Here is a 17,333-nt window from a genome sequence, read left to right as displayed (position 1 = left end):
ACCGCGTACGCGGTCACACCCGGGCTGCGCGAGTGGTACGTCTCCGAGGACATCGAGGAGCTGGAGTACGCGGCCCTCGGCCGGGCCGCGCTCGCCTCGCTGCGGCTGCTTGCGGCGGACCCGGCCGCGCCGCGGCGTCGTGTGGTGGTCGCCGTCGACGTGCCGGACGGCGCGGCCTCGGCCGACCCGGACCGGGCCCTGGACCCGGCGGCGCTGGGCGAGGTCAGGGTGGGCGGTCCCGTGCGGCTGGCCAAGGCTGCCGCCGTGCACGCCGACGCCGACGACGCGGAGGCGGACGTCACCGCGGCGGCCGAGGCGCTGCCCGCGGCGGACGCCGGGGACGACGACGCCCAGTTCGTGGTGGACGGCGCCGAGGACCACGAACTGCTGTGGTTCGCTCCGCAGGAGATCGCCGGCCTGGTCGGATCGGGCGGCTGAGGACGCCGCCCGCAGGCGGGGCCGGACGGCGGAGCCGTCCCTCGCCGACCTGTTCTCCCCGTTGTCGGTGGGGGCGGGTACGTTTGCGGGTATGGGGAAGCAGGCTGGGGCGCACATCGTCTGGGACTGGAACGGCACGCTGTTCCATGACAACGACGCCATCATCGGAGCGACGAACGCGGCGTTCGTCGAGTTGGGGCTGGAGCCCATCACGCTCGAGCGGTACCGGGCGCTGTACTGCGTGCCGGTGCCTAAGTTCTATGAGCGGCTGCTGGGAAGACTGCCCACCGACGCCGAGTGGCAGGTCATGGACGAGGTCTTCCACCGGTACTACGCCGAGCACCGGGTGCGGTGCGGGCTGACCGCCGGGGCGGCGGAACTGCTCGCCGGGTGGCGGTCGGCGGGGCGCAGCCAGTCCCTGCTGAGCATGTACGTGCACGACGACTTGGTTCCGCTGGTCCGGGGGTTCGGGATCGAGCCGTACTTCCTGCGGGTCGACGGGCGGACCGGGCCGTCCGGGGGCAGCAAGGCCGAGCACATGGTGCGCCACCTGGAGACCCTCACCGGGGTCGACGCGGAGCGCACCGTGGTGATCGGGGACGCCGCCGACGACGCGGTGGCGGCGCTGCACGTGGGGGCGCGTGCCGTGCTGTACACCGGGGGATCGCACAGCCGGGCCAGCCTCGAGGGGGTCGGCGTGCCCGTGGTGGACACCCTCCAGGAGGCCGTCGAGACGGCCGAGCGGCTGGCGGCGTGACGCCGTGAGGCAGGCTGCCGTGCCCGCGCGCGTCGTCGTGACGCCCTGACAGAGGCTGTCGTACCCCCGGCCGTCGTACCCCCGGCCGTCGTGCCGCCGAGCTCGCCGCACCGCCGGGCCCGCCGCACCGCCGGGTCCGCCGCACCGCCGGGTCCGGCGTGCTGCGCGGGTCAGGTCACCGGTGCCTTCGTGCGCAGTACCTTCAGGAATTCGCGCATCCATGCCGGGTGGTCCGGCCAGGCCCGGGACGAGACCAGCATGTCGTCGACGACCGCCTCCGTGTCCTGGAAGGTCGCGCCGGCGGCCTGCATGTCGAGTTCCAGCGCCGGGTAGGCCGTGACGCGGCGGCCCGTCAGGCCGTCCACCGCGGCCGTCAGCAGCGGGCCGTGACAGATCTGGGCGACCGGCTTGTCCGTGTCGAAGAAGGACTTGAGGATCTTGCGCAGCTCGGGGTCGTTACGCAGGTACTCGGGCGCGCGGCCGCCGGGGATCACGACGGCGGCGTACTCTCCGGGGTCGACCTCGGAGAAGGCGATGTCGGCGGGCCAGGTGTAGCCGGGTTTTTCGGTGTAGGTGTCGAAGCCGGGCTCGAAGTCGTGGACGACGAACCGGAGCTGTTTGCGGGCGGGGGCGGCGATGTGGACCTCGTAGCCCTCCTCGCGCAGGCGCTGGTAGGGGTAGAGGACTTCCAGGGACTCCGCTGCGTCGCCGGTGACGATGAGGATCTTCGTGGTCATGCCGGGCGGCTCCTCTCGGGCGGGCGCTCTCCATGGGCAACCTGCCTCTTGCGGGCGCCCCTGCCAAGAGGTGGGTCGCTTCAAGAGTGCCGGGGGCCGGGGCGGGCGTCGACTTTTCGCCCTCTTCCGGGCTTCCGTGCGCCCCCGCCCCCTTCACACACCACCCCCCTCTGCACCGCTGTGCAGAACGTCAAACTTCTCCCCCCGGTTTTGTACACATACGGCTCATGACGGGCCCCGGGTCAGGAGCGATAGCCTGGTGGCGTGATCAGCGCGATAGCTCGCGGGGGTGAGGTTGCCCCTGCCCCGCGCCCGGCGTGTGCGGACGACATCCGCAGCCGGGCGTCAGTCGCTGATCCTCGCGGGCGGGACGGGGCCACCAGGGCCCCCAGGACGCCGTACACACCCCATGAGCAGGCGGCGCGGAGAGCAGCGTCACACCTGTGGGGCACGTCGGGAATGGTCGATAACCCCGCGCCTCTCACATCCTGCGGCATAGCGTCGGAGCAGCCCGGAGACCCCGGGCCGTGGCGTCGAGCCGCAGGGGAAGAGACCGTACTTCCTTCTACGTCACGCAACGGCGCGCGACAGGAGCCAGAGGACAATGCAGACCAAGCTGGACGAAGCCAAGGCCGAGCTGCTCGAACGGGCGGCCCGGGTCGCTGAGAACAGCCCGGTCGGGGGGCACCTACCGACCGGGACGACGGGCGAGGGCGGTCCGGGGATCCCGGGCACACCGGACCACGCGTCCGTGCTGTCGTTCCTCCAGCGCTACTACCTGCACACGGCCCCGGAGGACCTCACCGACCGCGACCCGGTCGACGTCTTCGGAGCCGCTTTCTCGCACTACCGGCTGGCCGAGAACCGGCCGCAGGGAACGGCGAACGTACGCGTCCATACGCCGACCGTCGAGGAGAACGGCTGGACGTGCAGCCACTCGGTCGTCGAGGTGGTCACCGACGACATGCCGTTCCTCGTGGACTCCGTGACGAACGAGCTGACCCGGCAGGGCCGCGGGATCCATCTCGTGATCCACCCGCAGGTCGTCGTCCGCCGCGACGTCACCGGCAAACTCATCGAGGTGCTCAAGGCGCCCCCGGCCGCCGCCGACCTGCCGCACGACGCGCACGTCGAATCCTGGATCCATGTCGAGACGGACCGCGAGAGCGACCGTGCCGACCTCAAGCAGATCACCGCCGATCTGCTGCGTGTCCTGTCCGACGCCCGTGAGGCCGTCGAGGACTGGGAGAAGATGCGCGACGCCGCCCTGCGGATCGCCGACGACCTGCCGCGCGAGTCCGTGCCCGGCGACCTGGCCTCCCCCGAGGTGGAGGAGGCCCGCGAGCTGCTGCGCTGGCTGGCCGACAACCACTTCACCTTCCTCGGCTACCGCGAGTACGAGCTGCGCGGGGACGACTCCCTCGCGGCCGTCCCCGGCACCGGGCTCGGCATCCTGCGCTCCGACCCGCATCACGCCGAGGGCGATGCCCACCCCGTCAGCCCGTCCTTCGAGCGGCTCCCCGCCGACGCCCGTGCCAAGGCGCGCGAGCACAAGCTGCTCATCCTGACCAAGGCCAACAGCCGTTCCACGGTGCACCGGCCGTCGTACCTGGACTACATCGGCGTCAAGAAGTTCGACGCCGAGGGGAACGTCGTCGGTGAGCGCCGCTTCCTCGGACTGTTCTCCTCCGCCGCCTACACCGAGTCCGTGCTGCGCGTGCCGGTCGTGCGGCGCAAGGTCGACCAGGTGCTGAAGGCCGCCGGCTTCTCGCCCAACAGCCACGACGGGCGCGACCTGCTCCAGATCATGGAGACCTACCCGCGCGACGAGCTGTTCCAGACGCCGGTCGACGAACTCCGCGCGATCGTCACGTCCGTGCTCTACCTCCAGGAACGGCGCCGGCTGCGCCTCTACCTGCGCCAGGACGAGTACGGCCGCTACTACTCCGCCCTCGTCTACCTGCCCCGCGACCGCTACACCACGGGCGTGCGGCTGCGGATCATCGACATCCTCAAGGAGGAACTGGGCGGCACCAGCGTCGACTTCACCGCCTGGAACACCGAGTCGATCCTGTCCCGGCTGCACTTCGTCGTCCGGGTCCCGCAGGGCACCGAGCTGCCGGAGCTGTCCGACAGCGACAAGGAGCGCATCGAGGCGCGTCTCGTCGAGGCGGCCCGCTCCTGGGCCGACGCCTTCCAGGACGCGCTCAACGCCGAACTCGGCGAGGAGCGGACGGCGGAGCTGCTGCGCCGCTACAACAACGCGTTCCCCGAGGGCTACAAGGCCGACCACACCCCGCGCTCCGCGGTCGCCGACCTCGTCCACATCGAGCGGCTCACGGAGGAGCAGAACTTCTCGCTGAGCCTGTACGAGCCGGTGGGTGCCGCCCCCGACGAGCGCCGCTTCAAGATCTACCGCAAGGGCGACGCGATCTCCCTGTCGGCGGTGCTGCCGGTCCTCAACCGCCTCGGCGTCGAGGTCATCGACGAGCGGCCGTACGAGCTGCGCTGCTCGGACCGCAGTGTCGCCTGGATCTACGACTTCGGTCTGCGGCTGCCGAAGTCGCTGGGCGGCGGCACCGGTGACCATCTCGGTGACGACGGGCGTGAGCGGTTCCAGGAGGCGTTCGCCGCCACCTGGACCGGCAAGGCGGAGAACGACAGCTTCAACGCCCTCGTGCTGAGCGCCGGGCTGACCTGGCGGCAGGCGATGGTGCTGCGGGCGTACGCGAAGTACCTGCGCCAGGCCGGTTCCACCTTCAGCCAGGACTACATGGAGGACACCCTCCGCACGAACGTCCACACCACGCGGCTGCTGGTCTCGCTGTTCGAGGCGCGGATGTCGCCGGACCGGCAGCGCGCCGGGCTGGAGATCACCGACGCCCTCCTGGAGGAGCTGGACGCCGCCCTCGACCAGGTGGCCTCCCTCGACGAGGACCGGATCCTGCGGTCCTTCCTCACCGTCATCAAGGCGACCCTGCGCACCAGCTTCTTCCAGCACACCGCGGGCGGCGTCCCGCACGACTACGTGTCGATGAAGTTCGACCCGCAGGCCATCCCCGATCTGCCGGCGCCGCGCCCCGCGTTCGAGATCTGGGTGTACTCGCCGCAGGTCGAGGGCGTGCACCTGCGGTTCGGGAAGGTCGCGCGCGGTGGTCTGCGCTGGTCCGACCGGCGTGAGGACTTCCGTACCGAGGTCCTCGGCCTGGTCAAGGCGCAGATGGTGAAGAACACCGTCATCGTGCCGGTCGGCGCCAAGGGCGGCTTCGTCGCCAAGCAGCTGCCGGACCCGGCCGCCGACCGGGACGCCTGGCTCGCCGAGGGCATCGCCAGCTACAAGACGTTCATCTCGGCGCTGCTCGACATCACCGACAACATGGTCGCCGGGGAGGTCGTGCCGCCGGCCGACGTCGTCCGGCACGACGAGGACGACACCTACCTGGTGGTCGCCGCCGACAAGGGCACGGCGACGTTCTCCGACATCGCCAACGAGGTCGCGCAGTCCTACGACTTCTGGCTCGGCGACGCCTTCGCCTCCGGCGGCTCCGCGGGCTACGACCACAAGGCGATGGGCATCACCGCGCGCGGCGCCTGGGAGTCCGTGAAGCGGCACTTCCGCGAGCTGGGCGTGAACACGCAGGTCGAGGACTTCACCGTGGTCGGCATCGGCGACATGTCCGGTGACGTGTTCGGCAACGGCATGCTGCTCTCCGAGCACATCCGGCTCGTCGCCGCCTTCGACCACCGGCACATCTTCATCGACCCCGAGCCCGACGCTGCGGCCTCCTACGCCGAGCGCCGCCGCCTGTTCGAGCTGCCCCGCTCCAGCTGGGCCGACTACGACTCCGCTCTGCTGTCGGCGGGCGGTGGCGTCTTCCCGCGCACGGCGAAGGCGATCCCCGTCAACGCGCACATCCGGGCGGCCCTCGGCATCGAGGAGAAGGTCGCCAAGATGACCCCGGCCGACCTGATGAAGGCCATCCTCAAGGCGCCGGTGGACCTGCTGTGGAACGGCGGCATCGGTACGTACGTGAAGTCGTCGGTGGAGTCGAACGCGGACGTCGGCGACAAGGCCAACGACGCCATCCGTGTGGACGGCGCCGACCTGCGCGCCCGGGTCGTCGGCGAGGGCGGCAACCTCGGCCTGACCCAGCTCGGCCGGATCGAGTACGCGCGCGCCGGCGGCAAGATCAACACGGATGCCATCGACAACAGCGCGGGCGTGGACACCTCCGACCACGAGGTGAACATCAAGATCCTGCTCAACGGCCTGGTCACCGAGGGCGACATGACGGTCAAGCAGCGCAACAAGCTGCTCGCCGAGATGACCGACGAGGTCGGCGGCCTCGTCCTGCGCAACAACTACGCGCAGAACACCGCCATCGCGAACGCCCTCGCCCAGTCCAAGGACATGCTCCACGCCCAGCAGCGCTTCATGCGTCACCTGGTGCGCGCGGGTCACCTCGACCGGGCGCTGGAGTTCCTGCCCACCGACCGGCAGATCCGTGAGCGCCTCGGCTCCGGCCAGGGCCTGACCGGGCCGGAGACGGCCGTCCTCATGGCGTACACGAAGATCACGGTGTCGGACGAGCTGCTGCACACCTCGCTGCCCGAGGACCCCTACCTGCGCGGGCTGCTGTACGCGTACTTCCCGACGGCGCTGCGCGAGCGGTTCGCCGAGCAGATCGAGAACCACCCGCTGCGCCGCGAGATCACCACGACGGTCCTGGTCAACGACACCGTCAACACCGGCGGTACGACCTACCTGCACCGTCTGCGGGAGGAGACCGGTGCCTCGCTGGAGGAGATCGTGCGGGCGCAGACCGCGGCGCGGGCGATCTTCCGCTCGGCGCCGGTGTGGGACGCGGTCGAGGCCCTCGACAACCAGGTCGAGGCCGCCGTCCAGACCCGCATCCGGCTGCACTCGCGCCGGCTGGTCGAGCGCGGTACGCGCTGGCTGCTCAACAACCGGCCGCAGCCGGTGGAACTCGCCGAGACCGTCGAGTTCTTCGCCGACCGCGTCGAGCAGGTCTGGGGGCAGCTGACGAAGCTGCTGCGCGGTGCGGACCTGGAGTGGTGGCAGCAGATCTCCGACGAGCTGACCGGCTCCGGGGTGCCCCCCGAGGTCGCGGGCCGGGTCGCCGGGTTCTCGTCGGTGTTCCCCGCCCTCGACATCGTGTCGGTGGGCGACCGCATGGGCCGGGACCCGCTGGACGTCGCCGAGGTGTACTACGACCTCGCCGACCGGTTGCACATCAGCCGGCTCATGGACCGCATCATCGAGCTGCCGCGGGCCGACCGCTGGCAGTCCATGGCCCGCGCCTCCATCCGCGAGGACCTGTACGCGGCCCACGCGGCGCTCACCGCGGACGTCCTGGCCGTCGGCAACGGCACCTCGACGCCCGAGCAGCGCTTCAAGGCGTGGGAGCAGAAGAACGCGGCGATCCTGGGCCGGGCGCGCACCACGCTGGAGGAGATCCAGGGTTCGGAGACCTTCGACCTGGCCAACCTGTCGGTGGCGATGCGCACCATGCGGACGCTGCTGCGGACGCACTCGTAGGACGCACTCGTAGGACGCTCCCGTAGGACGCACTCGTAGGACGGGAGAAGGGGGTGCCCCCGAGCCACACCGGCTCGGGGGCACCCCCTTGTCGCCACTGATGGCGTGCGTGCTGGGCGTCAGCGCTTCTTCTTCGGCTCGGTGAACGCCTCGTACGCCTTGAGGACCTCTTCGGTCGGGCCGTCCATGCGCAGCTCGCCGCGCTCCAGCCACAGGACCCGCTCGCAGGTCTCGCGGATCGAGCTGTTGCTGTGGCTGACCAGGAAGACCGTGCCGGCGTGCTCGCGCATCGCGCGGATGCGGTCGGCCGACCGCTGCCGGAACTTCGCGTCGCCGGTGGCCAGCGCCTCGTCGATGAGGAGGACGTCGTGGTCCTTGGCGGCGGCGATGGAGAACCTCAGCCTGGAGCCCATGCCGGAGGAGTAGGTGCGCATGGGCAGGGAGATGAAGTCGCCCTTCTCGTTGATGCCGGAGAAGTCGACGATCTCCTGGTAGCGCTCCTTGATCTGTTCCCGCGTCATGCCCATGGCCAGGCCGCCGAGGTGGACGTTGCGTTCGCCGGTCAGGTCGCTCATCAGGGCCGCGTTGACGCCCAGGAGGGACGGCTGGCCGTCGGTGTAGATCTTGCCGTTCTCCACCGGCAGCAGGCCCGCGACCGCCTTGAGCAGGGTCGACTTGCCCGAGCCGTTGGTGCCGATCAGGCCGATGGCCTCGCCCTTGTACGCGACGAAGCTGACGTTCCTGACGGCGTGCACGGTGCGCACTCCCGACGCCTTCTCGGTCTTCTTGCGGCGCACGATGCGGTTCAGCGCGGCGGTGGCGGAACCGCGGCCCCCGGTGGTGCCGTTGACGCGATAGACGATGTCGACGCGGTCGGCGATGACGGTGGGGATCCGCTCGTCGGCGGTGCCGGCGCCGGTGGTGGCGTCGTTGATGTCGTTGAGCGTTGCGTTGTCAGCCACGGCCGTACGTCTCCTCAGCCTTCCAGAAGTAGATGAAGCCTCCGACGCCCGCCAGCAGCGCCCAGCCGACGGCGGTCGCCCACACGTGCGGCGGGAGGTTGCCGGCGTGGAAGCTGTCGATCAGGGCGAACCGCATCAGGTCGATGTAGACGGCCGTCGGGTTGGCCCGCAGCACGTCGGCGACCCAGGGCGGCAGGTCGCTGTGCTTGCTGAGCAGGATGTCGATGCTCCACATGACGCCCGAGACGTACATCCACGTGCGCAGGACGAACGGCATCAGCTGGGCGATGTCCGGGGTCTTGGCGCCGAGCCGCGCCAGGATCATCGAGACGCCCGCGTTGAACGTGAACTGGAGCAGCAGCACGGGGACGGCGAGCAGCCAGGACAGGGCCGGCGGCACCCCCACGACGAGCAGGATCAGCACCAGGGCGGCCATCGAGAACAGCAGCTGCTGGAGCTGTTGGAGGCAGAACGAGAGCGGCAGCGCGGCCCGGGGGAAGTGCAGCGCCCGCACCAGGCCGATGTTGCCCGAGATCGCCTTGGTGCCCGCCATGATCGAGCTCTGCGTGAACGTCCAGATGAACACCCCCGTCACCAGGAAGGGGATGTAGTCCGGCACGTTCTGCTTGGTCTGGAGGAGCACGCCGAAGATGAAGTAGTACACGGCCGCGTTCAGCAGCGGGGTCATCACCTGCCAGACCTGGCCCAGCTTCGCCTGGCTGTACTGCGAGGTGAGCTTGGCCGTGGCGAACGAGGTGATGAAGTGCCTGCGGGCCCAGAGCTGGCGGAGGTAGTCGGGCAGGGAGGGACGGGCACCGCTGACCGTGAGGCCGTGCCGGGCCGCGAGGGCCGCGAGGTCTTCATGGGCCTCGGCCCGCGCCGGGGGCGGTGTGTGGAGGACCTGACTCACATCCGCTGCTTTCACTCGGGGGGTGGGGGTGCGTGCGTCCGGTTCCCCCGCCGTCGGCCGACGTTTCCTTACGTTTCTCTTCACGTTCTCTTACGTCGGGACGGCACCGTATCGTCGCAACGTGAGCGTAGGCCGATTGGGCGTCGGAACGCAACCGTTTCGTCGTCACGGCAGCGTGCGTTCGTTGCGGCGGCGAGACCGTACCGACGCGGCAACGAGACCGGGGCGACGCCGGGACGAGACCGTTGCGTCCCGACGATGGGCGGACGGCGGACGGCGTGCGGCGTGCGGCTCGGGCAAAGCCGGCGCGGTCCCTCACGTGACGACGGCACCGTTTCGTCGCGACGTCACGCCGTATTGCGTAGGGACGGGCCCGTATCGTCCTCACGCCCTATGCTGGTCCGTATGACGACGAACGCCGACGGGCCCCAGACGCGTCCTCGCCGCCGGACCCCCGCGGGAGCGGCCGTTCTGCGTGAGGACGTGACGGAGGCCATCCGGGCGGCCGTGTTCGAGGAGCTGGCGACCGTCGGCTATGCGCGGATGTCCATCGAGGGCATCGCCCGCCGCGCCGGCGTGGGCAAGACGGCCGTGTACCGGCGCTGGCGTTCCAAGCTGCACCTCGTCCTCGACATCGTGTCGGCGATCGCCGTACAGGGCCTGCCCGCCCCCGAGACGGGGAGCCTCGAAGGCGATCTGCGGGTGCTGTACGAGGTGACGTCACGGGCGCTGCGGCATCCGGTGGCCTCGCAGATCATCCCGGACCTCCAGGCCGAGGCGGCCCGCAACCCGGAGATCGCCGAGGCCATGCAGAAGGCGCTGCGGGACGGGCAGGAGGGTGTCGCCCTGAAGATCGTGGCGGCGGCGACGCAGCGCGGCGAGGTGCGCGGGGACCTGGACGACGAGCTGGCGCTCGATCTGATCTCCGGTCCGCTCTACTGGCGTTCGGTGGTGATCCGCAGCCCGAAGCTGCCCAAGGGATATCTGGGCGCGCTGGCGAGGGCCACCGCCGAAGCGATCAAGGCGCTGTGAGCGGAGAGGCTCGGCAGGCCGTAACCGGAGTCGAGGGTGGCATGAGAGTCGTACTGGCGGAGGACAACGCCCTGTTGAGAGAGGGTCTTGTCCTGTTGCTGACGTCCGCCGGGCACGAGGTGCGGGCGGTCGCCGGCTCCGGCCCGGAGATCCTTCCGGCGCTTCTGGAGCACCGGCCCGACGTCGCCGTGCTGGACGTGCGCATGCCGCCCGGCTTCCGCGACGAGGGGCTGCGCGCCGCCCTGGAGGCACGGGAGCGCATCCCGGGCCTGCCGGTGCTGGTGCTGTCCCAGTACGTCGAGGAGTCCTACGCCGCCGAGCTGCTCGGCGGCGGCGCGAGCGGGGTCGGCTATCTGCTGAAGGACCGGGTCGGCCGGGTGGACGAGTTCCTCGACGCCCTGGAGCGGGTCGCCTCCGGCGGTACGGCGCTGGACCCGGAGGTCGTCACCGAGCTGATGTCCCGCCGCAAGGACTCGCCGCTGGACCTGCTCACCCCGCGGGAACGCGAGGTGCTCGAACTCATGGCCGAGGGCCGCGACAACACCACCATCGCCACGACCCTCGTCATCACCGAACGCTCGGTGAGCAAGCACATCGGCAACGTCTTCCTGAAGCTGGGCCTCCCCCAGAGCGACAGCGGCCACCGCAGGGTCCTGGCCGTACTGGCCTACCTGAACAACGCGTAGACGCCACCGTCGGCGCGGCGAAGGCTCAGTCCAGGGCCGCCTGCGGATGCTGTCGTACCCACCCCTCCCAGGCCGAGACGATCATGTCCTGGACGTCGAGCTTGGCCTTCCAGCCCAGCTCCGCGGCGATGCGGTCGGCGGAGGCGACCACGCGGGCCGGGTCGCCGGGGCGGCGCGGTGTGACCGTGGGGGGCCGGTCGTAGCCGGTGAGGGCGTTGACGCGGTCGATCATCTCGCGGACGGAGACGCCCTCCCCGCGGCCGATGTTGAGCGTGAGGGCGTGCCCGGGGGAGGCCTGGAGGGCGTGCGCGGCGGCCACGTGCGCCTCCGCCAGGTCGACCACGTGGATGTAGTCCCGCACGCAGGTCCCGTCGGGCGTGGCGTAGTCGTCGCCGAAGATGCGGGGCGCCGCGTCCTGGGTGAGGCGCTCGAAGACCATGGGCACCAGGTTGAACACGCCGGTGTCGGCCAGCTCGGGGCTCGCCGCGCCTGCCACGTTGAAGTAGCGCAGCGAGGCCGTGGACAGCCCCGTGGCCCGGCCGGTCGCGCGGACCAGCCATTCCCCGGCCAGCTTCGTCTCGCCGTAGGGGGAGATCGGCGCGCACGGGGTCTCCTCCGTGACCAGGTCCACGTCCGGCATGCCGTAGACGGCGGCCGAGGAGGAGAACACGAACGACGGGACCCCGGCGGCGGTGACCGCTTCCAGGAGGACGCGCAGCCCCTCCACGTTCTCCCGGTAGTAGTGCAGGGGCAGCTGCACCGACTCGCCGACCTGCTTCTTCCCCGCCAGATGGACGATCCCGGTGACGGCGTGCTCGGCGAGGGTGCGGGAGACCAGCGGACCGTCCAGTGTCGAGCCCACCACGAGCGGCACCCCGGCCGGCACGCGCCCGGCGACGCCGGTGGACAGGTCGTCGTACACCACCGCCCGCTCGCCCGCCTCGGTCATCGCCCGTACGACGTGCGCCCCGATGTAGCCGGCGCCGCCCGTGACCAGCCAGGTCATGTCCTGACCTCCCCCTCGTCGGTGAGTGGTGAGTCCGCCTCGCAGAACCCGAGTCTGCCTCGGGAACCAGTGAAGCAGGCACGGTGCTCTCCCGCAGGGCCTGTGGGTGACCCTCGGCCACCGCCGGCCCCCCGGTCGCCGGCCCCGTTCACCGGCCGGCCCCGTTCACCCCCCGTCGCCCAGCTCCTCCTCCAGGGCGGCCGTGTCCAGCGCGCTGGTGAGCTGGTCGAGGCGTTCCCGCAGCTCGCCGATCTCCCGCAGGTCGAGGCCGGTCGCGGCGACGATCCGGCGCGGCACCCGCACCGCGCGCTCGCGCAGGGCGGTGCCCTCCTCGGTCAGCCGGACCTCCACCGAGCGCTCGTCGCGGGCGCTGCGCTCGCGGCGCACCAGGCCGGCCGACTCCAGCCGCTTCAGCAGCGGCGAGAGCGTGCCGGAGTCCAGGCGCAGGTGCTCGCCCAGCTTCTTGACGGGCAGCTCACCCTCCTCCCAGAGGACGAGCATCACCAGGTACTGGGGGTAGGTGAGACCGAGGTCCTTCAGGATCACGCGGTAGACGCCGTTGAAGGCGCGTGAGGCGGCCTGGAGGGAGAAACAGATCTGGCTGTCCAGGCGGAGCCAGTTCTCCTCCGAGCCGGGGGCGGCAGCGGCGGGGGTCGACATCGGGGTCATGTCTCCAGGGTAGCCCCTGTGGGCTATTTAGTTGTGCACAACTGAATTGTGTGCTCTACTTGTCGTCGTGAGGCCGCCCGGACGCGAACGGCGTGGGGCGGGCCACTCCCCGAACGCAGACTTCCGAGAGGGATGGTTCATCCATGGACGCGCTCTACACCGCAGTCGCCACCGCCACCCACGGCCGCGAGGGCCGCACCGTCTCCTCCGACGGCAAGATCGACCTCGGCCTCGCCATGCCGGTGGAACTGGGCGGCAACGGTCAGGGCACCAACCCCGAGCAGCTCTTCGCCGCCGGGTACGCGGCCTGCTTCGGCAGCGCCCTCGGCCTGGTCGGCCGCCAGGCCAAGGTCGACCTGTCCGACGCCGCCGTGACCGCCGAGGTCGGCATAGGCAAGCAGGGCGAGGGCTTCGGCCTGAAGGTCGCCCTCCGCGTCGAGCTGCCCGAGAGCGTGGACGAGGCGACCGGCCGCAAGCTGGTCGAGCAGGCCCACCAGGTCTGCCCGTACTCCAACGCCACCCGCGGCAACATCGAGGTCGACCTCGTCATCGAGTAACCGTCACCCCGGACCCAGTCACGGGGCGACGGGCGACCGCCCTGCGGACCGACGTCACGCGTGACCGTCCTCACGGACCGACCCGCGCCAGCACCTCTCCCGTCCGCCGGCTCCACGCCACCACCACGGCCTCCTCGGGCACCCGGTGCCAGCGCGTGAGCAGCAGCCAGCGGACGTGATGGCGGCGCACGATCGCCGACCGCTCGGCGCGGGTCGACTCCGGGGCGAGGTAGGCGCGCACGTCGGCGAGCCGCCGCAGCCGCTCCCGTTCGTCCAGGGCCGCGTCGGGCCAGGCGGGTGCGGCGAGGTTCGGCCCGTACCCGGCGATCAGGTGGACGGCGTAGTACCCGTCGGCGATCACCACCTCGCCGGGCGCCATGTACCGCGCGGCCCAGTCGTACGACGGCCAGTTCGGCGGCTGGGCGAAGCCGACCGGGTCCAGCGCGCGCGGGACCACCGCCCCGGCCTGCACGGTGAGGAAACCGGCGCAGGCCGCGACCGCCGTGACCGCACCCAGCACCCGCCGCCCCGCGCCCCACGGCCGGGGCGCCGCCAGTTCCACGGCGAGCGCGAACTGGAGCGGCACCAGCGTGAGCCCGAGGATCCGCCCGTAGGTGTAGTGGCCGCTGACCCAGCCGTACGCCACCACCAGGCAGTCCAGGGCGAACATCAGCACCAGCGGATCGCGGACGCCGTTCCGTCGGCCCCGCAGCCACAGCGCCGGTACGCCCAGCAGCGCCAGCCAGAAATGCCCGGCGAGCCCGTCGTACAGCCGTCGGTGCATCGCGTCGACGCTGCCGTCGCCGGCCAGCGCGAACACGTCGAAGTACGGCCATGCGAGGGCGGTCAGCAGGGCCGTCGTGCCCGTGAGGGCCCAGCGCAGCAGCACCGCCGGGCGCCGTCCGCGCTGCCCGCCCGCCACGAAGGCCACGCCCCCGGTCACCGCGGCGACCGCCGTGATCGGGTGCACCAGCAGGATGACGCCGTAGAGCGCGCCGAGCACCGCGTACCCGGCGAAGCCGCGCAGCCCGTTCGGGCCCACGAACCGCACCGCCCGCGCGTCACGCGCGCGTGCGGCCGTCCAGGCCCACGCCCAGAACGCGAGCCCGATGGCGAAGGCCGACGGATAGCCGAGGTTACCGGTCATCGACATCAGGCCGAGGTAGCCGCTCCACCAGGCCCGTTCGGTGCCCCACAGCAGGGTCATCGCCGCCAGCGCCAGCACCGGGGCCCACGGGCGCGGTGTGAGTACGCGCGTGAAGCGGCCGATGCCGGTCAGCAGCACCAGCAGGTTCACCGGCCCGGCGACCCGCAGCACGTCCCAGCCCGACAGGCCGGTCAGCCGCGCGAACACGCCCTGCGCCACCGCGTACGGCGAGTAGTAGGGGCTGCCCGTCCCCGGCAGGTCACCCGTGGGATGGCGCGGGGAGAGCAGGTCGGCCCGCAGCCGCTCGACGACCGCCGCATGCTGTCCGGCGTCGCAGCACAGCGGCACCCGCCAGTACGCCAGCGACATGACCAGCCAGAACAGGAACCCGAAGACCTGGTAGGGGCTCGGACGCCAGGTGCGCCCGCCGTACAGTGCCGTCGCGCCGCGTGCGGGACGGCGGGTGAGGACGCCGACGCTCATCGGACCGGAACAAAGAGGGGCATTGGCGGTATGTTCCCGCCCGAGTCAACGGCCTTGCCTCTGTCACCTCATCGAGTGAGTCCGATCGGGCCGTTCCTGCGCCGGCAGGGCCACCCGGCCCCGCACCAGGGGCTCCAGCAACAGCGGCACCCCGAGCACCGGCAGCAGCCACGCCAGCACGATCAGCCGCCCGCCCCAGATGGCGATGTCGGGATGCCCGGCCTGCGTGAGCACCCCGGTGGACGCGGCGGCGGCCACGAGGACGCCGAACGCCCGCCGCGGCCCGCGCGAAGCCCCCCACGCCCCGGCCGCCAGCGCCGCCAGGAACAGCGGCTCCCACAACTGCCGGCGCAGCCACTCCGGCCAGAACCGCTGCTGCAACTGCCAGAACTCCGGCCAGGGCCGCTCCCGGTCCGGCCGCGCGAAATGGCCGGTCAGCAGATCCTGGAGGCTCTCCGCCTCGGACGGATGGTGCAGCAGCCCCGCCAGCAGCAGCCGAGGCCCCAGCAGCGCCCGCAGCAGCGGCCCCAGCAGGGCTACGGCCATCCCCAGCAGCAGCCGCAGCAGTACGCCCCCCAGCAGCAGCCCCAGCCCCAGCGGTACGCCCCGCAGCCTCAGCCCCAGCAGCCGCCGCAGCGGCACGCGCCGGAGCCCCGGCAGCCGCGCGAGCCCAGGGAACCGAGGCAGCGCAGCTCCAACCCGATGAAGATCCCCGGCCTCGGCTGCCTGAAGGGCTGTCTCTTCACGGTCGTCATCCTGGTCGTGGCCAGCTGGCTGATCTGGGAGCTGACGCCGCTCCAGGACTGGATCGGCACGGGCAAGGGCTACTGGGAGCAGCTCGGCGACTGGGTCGACACCGTGAGCGGCTGGGTCGGCGATCTCGGTGATCTCGGCGGCGGCTCCGGCGACGGGGCCTGAGGGGCGCGGCTCGCCCGCCCCGCGGGACCTGACCGCGGGTTTGGAGATTTGTCGACTCCTGGCGGGTGATTTCCGTCTCCGTGGTGAGGATTGCCTCGGGGGGCGCGTAGTTTTGTCGGCCGGGGGGCCGGGAGTTGGCCCCGGATGGCGCAGCGTCGGCACCACGCGTCTGTAGGAGCAGCCTTGGCACGGAAGATCGGCAGCCGGTACACCGCCCACCAGATCCTGGGACGCGGCAGCGCCGGCACGGTGTGGCTGGGCGAGGGGCCGGACGGCCCCGTCGCCGTCAAGCTGCTGCGCGAGGACCTCGCCTCCGACGAGGAGCTGGTGGGCCGCTTCGTGCAGGAGCGCACCGCCCTGCTCGGTCTGGAACACCCCAACGTGGTCTCCGTCCGGGACCTCGTGGTCGACGGCAACGACCTCGCCCTCGTCATGGACCTGGTCCGCGGCACCGACCTGCGGACCCGCCTCGACCGGGACCGCCGGCTCGCGCCCGAGGCCGCCGTGGCGATCGTCGCGGACGTCGCCGACGGGCTCGCCGCCGCGCACGCGGCCGGCATCGTCCACCGGGACGTCAAACCGGAGAACATCCTCCTCGACATGCAGGGCCCGCTCGGCCCCGGCGGCTCGCACCGCGCGCTGCTCACCGACTTCGGCGTCGCGAAGCTCATCGACACCCCCAAGCGGACCCGCGCCACGAAGATCATCGGCACGCCGGACTACCTCGCCCCCGAGATCGTCGAAGGCCTCCCGCCGCGCGCCTCGGTGGACATCTACGCGCTGGCCACGGTCCTGTACGAGCTGCTCGCGGGCTTCACGCCGTTCGGTGGCGGGCATCCCGGCGCGGTGCTGCGCCGGCACGTCACCGAGTCCGTCGCCCCGCTGCCCGGTATCCCCGACGAACTGTGGCAGCTGCTCGTGCAGTGCCTGGCCAAGGCCCCGGCCTCCCGGCTGCGGGCCTCGGAGGTGGCCGCCCGGCTGCGCGAACAGCTGCCGACACTGGCCGGGATGCCGCCGCTGGACGTCGACGAGCCGGACGGCGAGGCGGCGGAGGAGGCCGAGGGCGCCCGGACGACCGGGCGGGGCGAGGCCGCCGAGGAGGCGGCTCCCGCCGGGAGCGACGGGCGGGGGCGCCGGGGATCCGTGTCCCTGGTCCCCGGAGCCCAGCCGGACTCCAACCGCGACACGCACACGTCGATGCGGGTACCGGCACCGGACGAGCTGGCGGGCGGGGCCCACGGGACCGCGCGGGTCCCCCGTGCGGCGGGGGCGCCGCGGCCGGGGTCGGCGCGCAATCGCGCCGCCACGCGGCGGCGGAGGATCGTGGTGGGGGTGGCCGCGGTGGTGCTGGTCGCCGTCGCGGGCGTGGGCGCCGTGGTCGGCCACGGCCGCGACGGCGATCAGCACCACAGCGGCCACCCCCACCACGATCCTCAGCCGCCGCGTGGCGGCGCGATTGCGCGCGGACCCC

General features: G+C 71.7%; 14 protein-coding genes and 1 pseudogene. 8 read left to right on the top strand and 7 right to left on the bottom strand.

Annotated features, from left to right (window positions below; translation table 11 throughout):
* Both BZL64_RS29410 and BZL64_RS29405 read left to right on the top strand, forming a co-directional pair.
* On the top strand, positions 1-438 hold a 438-nt coding region (locus tag BZL64_RS29410), incomplete at its 5' end, for a DUF6912 family protein (RefSeq protein ID WP_086772196.1).
* 91 nt (positions 439-529) lie between these two features.
* A complete protein-coding gene (locus BZL64_RS29405) occupies positions 530-1,195 on the top strand; it encodes an HAD family hydrolase (protein WP_086772195.1) in 666 nt (221 codons plus the stop codon).
* A gap of 170 nt (positions 1,196-1,365) precedes the next feature.
* Here the strand turns inward: BZL64_RS29405 and BZL64_RS29400 are convergent, their stop codons facing one another.
* Positions 1,366-1,932, bottom strand: coding sequence for a DJ-1/PfpI family protein (locus BZL64_RS29400; RefSeq protein WP_086772194.1), 567 nt, complete (start codon positions 1,930-1,932; stop codon positions 1,366-1,368).
* 604 nt (positions 1,933-2,536) lie between these two features.
* Between BZL64_RS29400 and BZL64_RS29395 the strand changes: the two genes are divergently transcribed.
* Positions 2,537-7,492, top strand: coding sequence for an NAD-glutamate dehydrogenase (locus BZL64_RS29395; RefSeq protein WP_086772193.1), 4,956 nt, complete (start codon positions 2,537-2,539; stop codon positions 7,490-7,492).
* A 401-nt stretch (positions 7,493-7,893) separates the two neighbouring features.
* Here BZL64_RS29395 and BZL64_RS42250 read toward each other — a convergent pair.
* Both BZL64_RS42250 and BZL64_RS29385 read right to left on the bottom strand, forming a co-directional pair.
* Positions 7,894-8,247: pseudogene (locus tag BZL64_RS42250) on the bottom strand (ABC transporter ATP-binding protein); the annotation flags it as partial.
* Positions 8,248-8,446: 199 nt separating this feature from the next.
* Entirely contained in the window at positions 8,447-9,364 is a 918-nt protein-coding gene (locus tag BZL64_RS29385; RefSeq protein WP_086772191.1) for an ABC transporter permease, read from the bottom strand.
* Positions 9,365-9,769: 405 nt separating this feature from the next.
* Here BZL64_RS29385 and BZL64_RS29380 point away from each other — a divergent pair, with 405 nt between their 5' ends.
* Positions 9,770-10,396: a TetR/AcrR family transcriptional regulator gene (locus BZL64_RS29380; protein ID WP_086772198.1), complete on the top strand. Its 627-nt coding sequence runs from the start codon at positions 9,770-9,772 to the stop codon at positions 10,394-10,396.
* Positions 10,397-10,437: 41 nt separating this feature from the next.
* Positions 10,438-11,082, top strand: a complete 645-nt coding sequence (locus BZL64_RS29375) for a response regulator transcription factor (protein ID WP_086772190.1) — start codon at positions 10,438-10,440, stop codon at positions 11,080-11,082.
* A 25-nt stretch (positions 11,083-11,107) separates the two neighbouring features.
* Here BZL64_RS29375 and galE read toward each other — a convergent pair whose 3' ends face one another.
* Together galE and BZL64_RS29365 are read right to left on the bottom strand one after the other, a co-directional pair.
* Positions 11,108-12,088 (bottom strand): UDP-glucose 4-epimerase GalE, encoded by a 981-nt coding sequence (gene galE / locus BZL64_RS29370; RefSeq protein WP_086772189.1) that lies wholly within the window; start codon positions 12,086-12,088, stop codon positions 11,108-11,110.
* Positions 12,089-12,253: 165 nt separating this feature from the next.
* On the bottom strand, positions 12,254-12,757 hold the full coding sequence (locus BZL64_RS29365; protein WP_373314853.1) for a MarR family winged helix-turn-helix transcriptional regulator: 504 nt from the start codon (positions 12,755-12,757) through the stop codon (positions 12,254-12,256).
* Between the two features lie 143 nt (positions 12,758-12,900).
* On the opposite strand from BZL64_RS29365, the gene BZL64_RS29360 reads away from it, so the two are divergent.
* A complete protein-coding gene (locus BZL64_RS29360) occupies positions 12,901-13,314 on the top strand; it encodes an organic hydroperoxide resistance protein (RefSeq protein WP_086772188.1) in 414 nt (137 codons plus the stop codon).
* 70 nt (positions 13,315-13,384) lie between these two features.
* On the opposite strand, the gene BZL64_RS29355 is transcribed toward BZL64_RS29360, so the two are convergent.
* Both BZL64_RS29355 and BZL64_RS40690 read right to left on the bottom strand, forming a co-directional pair.
* Complete coding sequence (locus tag BZL64_RS29355) at positions 13,385-14,944, bottom strand: hypothetical protein (protein WP_086772187.1); 1,560 nt, start codon at positions 14,942-14,944, stop codon at positions 13,385-13,387.
* 63 nt (positions 14,945-15,007) lie between these two features.
* Positions 15,008-15,586 (bottom strand): hypothetical protein, encoded by a 579-nt coding sequence (locus tag BZL64_RS40690; protein WP_425276086.1) that lies wholly within the window; start codon positions 15,584-15,586, stop codon positions 15,008-15,010.
* Positions 15,587-15,646: 60 nt separating this feature from the next.
* On the opposite strand from BZL64_RS40690, the gene BZL64_RS42245 reads away from it, so the two are divergent.
* Both BZL64_RS42245 and BZL64_RS29345 read left to right on the top strand, forming a co-directional pair.
* A complete protein-coding gene (locus tag BZL64_RS42245) occupies positions 15,647-15,862 on the top strand; it encodes a serine/threonine protein kinase (protein WP_425276085.1) in 216 nt (71 codons plus the stop codon).
* 183 nt (positions 15,863-16,045) lie between these two features.
* A partial coding sequence (locus BZL64_RS29345) for a serine/threonine-protein kinase (protein ID WP_244205537.1) occupies positions 16,046-17,333 on the top strand: 1,288 nt, incomplete at its 3' end.

Source organism: Streptomyces bobili (assembly GCF_002154575.1).
Classification (GTDB): Bacteria; Actinomycetota; Actinomycetes; order Streptomycetales; family Streptomycetaceae; genus Streptomyces; species Streptomyces bobili.
The sequence above is the reverse complement of the archived record's forward strand: the minus strand, read 5'-3'. Positions and strand labels throughout refer to the sequence as shown.

Excerpts from the sequence above, each read along its gene's own strand:
- galE (WP_086772189.1), bottom strand. The coding sequence starts at position 12,088 with ATGACCTGGCTGGTCACGGGCGGCGCCGGCTACATCGGGGCGCACGTC.
- BZL64_RS29400 (WP_086772194.1), bottom strand. The coding sequence starts at position 1,932 with ATGACCACGAAGATCCTCATCGTCACCGGCGACGCAGCGGAGTCCCTG.
- BZL64_RS29355 (WP_086772187.1), bottom strand. The coding sequence starts at position 14,944 with ATGAGCGTCGGCGTCCTCACCCGCCGTCCCGCACGCGGCGCGACGGCA.
- BZL64_RS29405 (WP_086772195.1), top strand. The coding sequence starts at position 530 with ATGGGGAAGCAGGCTGGGGCGCACATCGTCTGGGACTGGAACGGCACG.
- BZL64_RS29360 (WP_086772188.1), top strand. The coding sequence starts at position 12,901 with ATGGACGCGCTCTACACCGCAGTCGCCACCGCCACCCACGGCCGCGAG.
- BZL64_RS29395 (WP_086772193.1), top strand. The coding sequence starts at position 2,537 with ATGCAGACCAAGCTGGACGAAGCCAAGGCCGAGCTGCTCGAACGGGCG.
- BZL64_RS29380 (WP_086772198.1), top strand. The coding sequence starts at position 9,770 with ATGACGACGAACGCCGACGGGCCCCAGACGCGTCCTCGCCGCCGGACC.
- BZL64_RS29375 (WP_086772190.1), top strand. The coding sequence starts at position 10,438 with ATGAGAGTCGTACTGGCGGAGGACAACGCCCTGTTGAGAGAGGGTCTT.
- BZL64_RS29365 (WP_373314853.1), bottom strand. The coding sequence starts at position 12,757 with ATGACCCCGATGTCGACCCCCGCCGCTGCCGCCCCCGGCTCGGAGGAG.
- BZL64_RS42245 (WP_425276085.1), top strand. The coding sequence starts at position 15,647 with ATGAAGATCCCCGGCCTCGGCTGCCTGAAGGGCTGTCTCTTCACGGTC.